The sequence below is a fragment of the Mycobacterium sp. genome (assembly GCF_032161845.1).
GTDB lineage: Bacteria > Actinomycetota > Actinomycetes > Mycobacteriales > Mycobacteriaceae > Mycobacterium.
In genome coordinates, this window is the sequence record NZ_JAVRQA010000214.1 from 1 (window position 1) to 5,984 (window position 5,984).

At 68.4% G+C, this 5,984-nt stretch carries 5 protein-coding genes and 1 pseudogene; 1 reads left to right on the forward strand and 5 read right to left on the reverse strand.

What is annotated here, in order from left to right:
• Positions 1–174: 174 nt before the first annotated feature.
• The 4 genes from QOD90_RS12490 to QOD90_RS12505 form a co-directional block, all read right to left on the reverse strand.
• Entirely contained in the window at positions 175–390 is a 216-nt protein-coding gene (locus tag QOD90_RS12490; RefSeq protein ID WP_526350082.1) for a hypothetical protein, read from the reverse strand.
• Between the two features lie 161 nt (positions 391–551).
• Positions 552–1,496, reverse strand: coding sequence for a threonine ammonia-lyase (locus tag QOD90_RS12495; RefSeq protein WP_526350084.1), 945 nt, complete (start codon positions 1,494–1,496; stop codon positions 552–554).
• An 18-nt stretch (positions 1,497–1,514) separates the two neighbouring features.
• A complete protein-coding gene (locus tag QOD90_RS12500; RefSeq protein WP_526350086.1) occupies positions 1,515–2,960 on the reverse strand; it encodes an amino acid permease in 1,446 nt (481 codons plus the stop codon).
• A gap of 8 nt (positions 2,961–2,968) precedes the next feature.
• The gene (locus QOD90_RS12505) at positions 2,969–4,066 is read right to left on the reverse strand and encodes a DmpA family aminopeptidase (RefSeq protein WP_526350088.1); all 1,098 of its coding nucleotides are present in this window, start codon (positions 4,064–4,066) and stop codon (positions 2,969–2,971) included.
• A 180-nt stretch (positions 4,067–4,246) separates the two neighbouring features.
• Between QOD90_RS12505 and QOD90_RS12510 the strand changes: the two genes are divergently transcribed.
• Positions 4,247–4,858, forward strand: coding sequence for a TetR/AcrR family transcriptional regulator (locus tag QOD90_RS12510; protein ID WP_526350090.1), 612 nt, complete (start codon positions 4,247–4,249; stop codon positions 4,856–4,858).
• A 10-nt stretch (positions 4,859–4,868) separates the two neighbouring features.
• Here the strand turns inward: QOD90_RS12510 and QOD90_RS12515 are convergent.
• Positions 4,869–5,984 (reverse strand): annotated as a pseudogene (locus QOD90_RS12515) (PE family protein); the annotation flags it as partial.

Sequence of the window (5,984 nt, forward strand, 5' to 3'; positions counted from 1 at the left end):
GAACTGCGGACGTTCGACGGAAACCACTTCGGCCCGATCACCGTCGGCACCAGGGCCTGGGACATGTGCGTCGATGGACTGCGTCAGCTGACCGGCGGATGACGTACACCAGGCCCTCCCCCGGGGATTGGTTGGGGAGGGCCTGGTGGGTTCTGGGGTGGTGTTCGGCCGGGCTTAGTTGCCGTTGAGGTGGGCGATGTAGGCGGGGCCGTGGTTGTCGTGCCAGCCGGGTAGTGCAGTGGGGGCTGGCTTGGCGTAGGTGCCTGGGCTGTAGGAGTAGCCGGGGCCTTCGGGGGTGGTGTTGGTGGTGGCGTTGGCGACCCCGGCGAGTCCGAGGGCGGCGCCGCCGAGGACGGTGGCGGTGAGGAGGCTGCGGGTGATGGTGTTCATTTTCGAGTCCCTTTGTCTGAGTGTTGTTTTCGGTTGTCTCGGCCGGTGTGTTCCGGCGATGAGATAACTATGTCTCAGCGTGAAGGGGGTGTCTGTCGGGTGACCGGTGGAGTGGGGGGTGGAATCCCGTGTCCCCCGATCGGGGGAACGGCGTCGACCCGTCACGAGGTCCAGAGATCGAAATCCGTTGGCGTGACATTGCTCCCGCACAGGATCGTTGCGACGTTCTTACCGTCGAACCGGCCGGCGCCTTCCAGGATCGAAGCGACTCCCAGCGCTGCGGCGGGTTCGACCACCAGGCCCGCATGCACGTAGAGGAGTCGCATTGCTTCGACGATGCCGCCCTCGGTGACCAGGACCGCGTCGTCCACGACCGACGAGAGATCGTCCAGCACCTCCGGGATGACGTACCTGCCAGCAACACCATCGGCGATCGTATTGGGAATCCCGACCTCGATCGGGCGGCCCGCTCGCAAGGCCAGCGTCATCGCGGGCGCATTCTCGGGTTGGACGCAGACGATCTCGCTCTCCTTGCGCAGGCTCTTCAGCGCAAAGCCCACGCCGGACGCCATGGCGCCTGCACCCAACGAGACCACGACGGAATCGAGTTCGTCGGGCAGCTCCGCTAGCTCGACCCCGATCGTCGCTGCTCCCTCGCACGTATCGACGGCCTTGCTGTCCTCGACCAGGAACGCGCCGGTGTCGGCGGCGACGTGAATGGCGGTTTCAAGGGCCTTCTCGAAGTCCCCGTCAACCAGAATCACGCTGGCGCCGAGCGCTTTGGTGCGCTCGATCTTGAGCGGGTTGGCCGCCGATGAGGCAACGACGGTGACGCCGATTCCGCGCTGCCTGCCGCCGAAGGCGAGTGCCTGACCGAGGTTCCCCGCGCTTGCGCAGACGACGGATTCCGCATCTCGTCGACGGGTGAGCAGGGTCTCGGTTCCGCGGCCCTTGAACGAGCGGACGGGATTCAGGGTCTCCACCTTCAGGAAGAGGCGGCAACCGAGCACCTCGCCCAAGGCCTCGCATTCGTACTGCGGAGTGTCCAGGAACACCGGATTGATCTGGGTTCGGGCCAGGAGGATTCTCGCCAGGTCCAACCGCACCGACCAAGTGTAGGAAGGTCAGGGTCGCGACCGCGAGGCCCCTACGCGTTCCGATATCGACCGCGTCGGCCGCCACAGCAGGGCGCCGACGAGAAGCCCGGCGAACGGGACGGCCGCCAGCACCGTGCTCAGCGTTGCGCTCCCGCCCGTGACGAGCGTGAAGTTCGTCAGCACCAGCCACATGCTGGCGAGCAGGCCGAGGCAGGCCAGCGCGGGGGCGATTCGGGTCTGCCAGATGCGCCCGCCGGTGTGCTCGCGGTGACGCACGAAGTAGGCGAGTACGGCGACGGAGGTGGCGAGCATCAGCAGCACCATGCCGACGGTCGCGACGCCGGCCATCGAGCCGAAAACTCCTACCAGAGGGTCGATTTGGAGGATCGCAAGGATCCCGAGGATCACCGCGGCCGTCGCCGTCTGCACCAGAGAGGAAAACGCTGGTGAGTCGTGACGACCGTGCACGCGGGCGAGCCGGGCGGGAAGCAGACGCTTTCCGGCGAGCACGAATTGGTAGCGGGCGATCACGTTGTGGAACGACAGCACACAGGCGAACAGGCTCGTCAGCAGAAGGACGTTGACGACGTCCCGGCCGACGCGGCCCAGGCTCGCCTCGGTGGTGTCCAGCAGCATGTTGCCGTCGCCGGCGAGAGTTCGTTGCGCGACGGCGGCCACCTGGTCGGGTCCGATCGCGGCGACGAACGCCCAGCAGGTCACTGCGTAGAAGGCGCCGATGATGAGAACCGCGGCGTACGTGGCGCGGGGGATGGTGCGTTCGGGGTCGCGCGCTTCGTCCCGGAACACCGCGGTGGCCTCGAAGCCGATGAACCCGGTGAGCGCGAAGAGCACGGCGATGCCGAGGGCACCGTTGGTGAACACGTCGGGGTGGAACGAGGCCAGGGTCAGCCCACTCGGGCCGGGCTTCGCGACGATCGCGAGGTCGAGCAGCACGACGATGCTGATCTCCAGGACGAGCGCAACGCCGAGGACCTTGGCGCTCAGTTCGATGTGGCGGTAGCCCAGCAGTGCGACGATCGCCAGTACCGCGAACGAGTATATGGGCCAGGGGATTTGCGGCCCGTCGTAGAAGCCGACGGTGTCATCTATCGCCCACCCGATGTAGCCGTAGATGCCGACCTGGATGGCGGTGTACGCGATGAGTGCGACCACCGCGATGCCCTTTCCCATCCGCTGTCCGAGACCGACGGTCACATACGAGAAGAAGGCGCCCGCCTCGGGGACGTGGGGCGTCATCGTGACGAAGCCGATGCTGAAGAGCAGCAGCACCAGTGCGGCGATCAGGAAGCCGACCGGAGCGCCCGCTCCGTTGCCCAGCCCCATCGCCAGTGGCATGTTGCCGCCGATCACGGTCAGCGGCGCCGCCGCGGCGATCACCATGAAGACGATGCCGACCGTGCCGAGCCGTCCCTTGAGGCGTCGACCCTGTTCGGGGATTGCTTGTCCAGTCATTGCGGCTCCTAGGAGGTGGGAAGGGCGAGTGCCCGACGAAACAGGTTGTGGTCCAGCGCATGTGCGGTCAATCCGTTACGGCCGGTCAGGGTGGTGGCGGTGGTCAACACGTTGACGATCGCCTCTTCGGTCGCCTCGATCGTCAGGTCGAAGAGCCGCGTCATCAGCTGTGGTGCGACCATCCGCAGGGGTATTTCGGGCGCGGCGGTGCCGGGATCTTCGTCCCACGCGTATGGCGGAATGCCGCGGTTGCCGGTGGCGAAGGCGAGCATCAGGTCCCCGCTGTACTGCTCGCCGCTGCCACCGAGTCGGCTCACCGCAAGCGCTGCCCGCTGGGCGAGCCGGGTGCACTGGTGTGGGAGCAGGGGTGCGTCGGTGGCGACGATGACGATGATCGATCCCGAACCTTGCTCGTACCGTGGGGAAACCTCGGGCAGGGGCAGCACGTCGGGTCCGATGCTCATCCCGACTGGCACGCCGTTGACCCGGAGTCGTTCACGCCGTCCGTGATTGGCCTGCACCAGCACGCCAACGGTGTAGCGACCGGTGGCGGTTTCGGTGACCCGGGACGAGGTGCCGATGCCGCCTTTGAACCCGTGGCAGATCATGCCGGTACCGCCTCCGACGTTGCCCTCGGGGACGGGCCCGCCGCGCGCGGACTCGAGTGCGGAGCGGACGTGTTCGCCCCGCACGTGGTGGCCGTTGATGTCGTTGAGAAGTCCGTCGTAGGTTTCGCCGACGACGGGCAGTGACCAGTAGAGGCCTTCTCCGCGGGCCTGCACCTGAGCCGACACCATGGCGTCGCGTACGACCCCGACGCTGTGGGTGTTGGTGAGCCCGATGGCCGACGTGAGCTCACCCGACTCGCGGATCCACTCCAACCCGGTCAGTTCGCCGCTGCCGTTGAGGCGGTGCGCGCCGGCGAAGACCGGTTCTTTCCAGATGTCCTCGTGCGGTACGACGACCGTCACGCCGGTGTGGATGCCCGGTGCCCCCGGCTCGTCGAGCGTCGTGTGCCCGACGCGCACGCCTGCCACGTCGGTGATGGCGTTGTGCGGTCCGGTGGGGTGTTCACCGACGATGACGCCGAGATCTCTGGCGCGCAAGCGATCCTCCAGGTCCGATAGTTCTTTTCCTTAAGTGAAAAGAATGCGCCCAGGTAGTGATCTGCGCAAGGGGAACGCGAACATTGGGTTCGGCCTACTCGAGCTGTCGACGCGTCACCGAGTACCCTCACGGCATCGGCAACCAGATCGGACCGACCGGCAACGGGAAGCGAATGACGCGTGGCACGGCCTAGCCGACAAGAGGAGCGACGAACCGAAATCCTCGATGCGGCAATCGCTTTGATCGAACGGCACGACTTGGCGAGCCTGCGGATCACCGACGTCGCCGCGGAGCTCGGGCTGACGGCCAACGCCGTCCGCTACTACTTCAAGGACATGGATCAGCTGCTGTCGGACCTCGCCCTGCGGTCCGACGTTCGCTTCTACGACGAGCGGCTCGCGGTGGTCGAACGCACCGACGACGTGCCCACTCAGCTCGCGTTGACCATGGCCGCCGGGCTTCCGACCGGTCCGGAGGATGCGGAATGGCGGGCGATCTGGCGGGCGGTCCTGGCGGCAGGCTTCGAACTGGACCAGCGCCGCGACGTCCAGGGGATCTATCACCGGCAGGTCGAGCTCTACGTTCGGGTGCTCAACGCGGGTGCGAAGGCCGGCGTGTTCCGCCTCGGCTCACCTGCCCGTGACATCGCGATGACGGTGATGGCGTTGGAGGACTACTTCGGTTACCGCATCGTGGCGCGCGATCCAGCGCTCGATCGGCGGACGGCCCTGCGGCTGATGCGCGAGTACGCCGAGCTGGCCACGGGAGCGCGTCTGCCCGCCACGGTGTGACGGCGCCGGATCAGCCGTTGGTGCCGTTGGCACCGTTGGTGGCGGTGCCCCCGCCAGTGGCGCTACCGGTGCCGCCGGAACCGCCCGCGCCGGCGGCGCCTAGACCGTTGGGACTACCGCCGTTTCCGCCTGTGCCGCCCACACCGTTGCCGCCCCCGACGCCGTAACCGGCTCCGCCGCTACCGCCGTTGCCGCCGCGGACGCCGCCGTTACCACCATTGCCGCCGGTGCCGGTACCGCCGGTGAAACCGCCGCCGACGCCGTAACCGCCGTCGCCGCCGGTACCGCCCTTGCCCGGGGCTTCGGAGGTGCCGCCGTCGCCGCCGCTACCGCCGGTGCCGTTGACGTTTGTGCCACCGTTTGCGTTCGTCACGCCATAGCCGCCGTACCCACCGTGACCGCCGCTGCCTGCCGCTGTGGCGCCTCCCTTTCCGCCGTTGCCGCCGGCGGCGTTTCCGCCGTTGCTGATTGCGACACCGCCTCCACCGCCGTGCCCTCCCGCGCCGTCGCCGACGGTGGTTGCCGAGCCAGCGTTGCCACCACTGCCGCCCGCGCCGCCGACGGCACTGGCATTCCCCGTCGTCACGATGGCGTTGCCACCGTTACCGCCTGCGCCGCCGGCACCGTCGACACCATCGGGCATGTTTGCACCGCTGACGGCGCCGGTACCACCCGCGGAGCCACCGGTGCCTCCGTTGCCGCCTAGGGCGCCGTTGCCGCCCGCGCCGCCGGGGCCACCGACCGCCGGCGTGCTGCCGTCCGACAAGGTGTCGCTGCCGCCATCTCCGCCGCTGCCGCCCTTGCCGCCGTCCCCGGCGAAGCCGCCACTGCCGCCGCTACCGTTCGCGCCCGCCGCGCCGGAAGTGGGGCCGGCTCCGCCTGCGCCACCGACGCCGCCGGAACCACCGTGTCCGCCGTCGCCGCCCTGTTGACCGTCGGTGCCGGGGCCACCCGCGCCGCCCGGTGTGGTCGCATCAGTGCCGTCGGTGCCGTTTGCGCCCGCCTTGCCTATACCACCTGCACCGCCATTGCCTGCGGCGCCACCCGTCCCACCGAAACCGTTGGTGCCAGCAACTCCGATCTGCCCGCCGGTGCCGCCGACACCCGCAGCGCCGCCTGCTCCGGC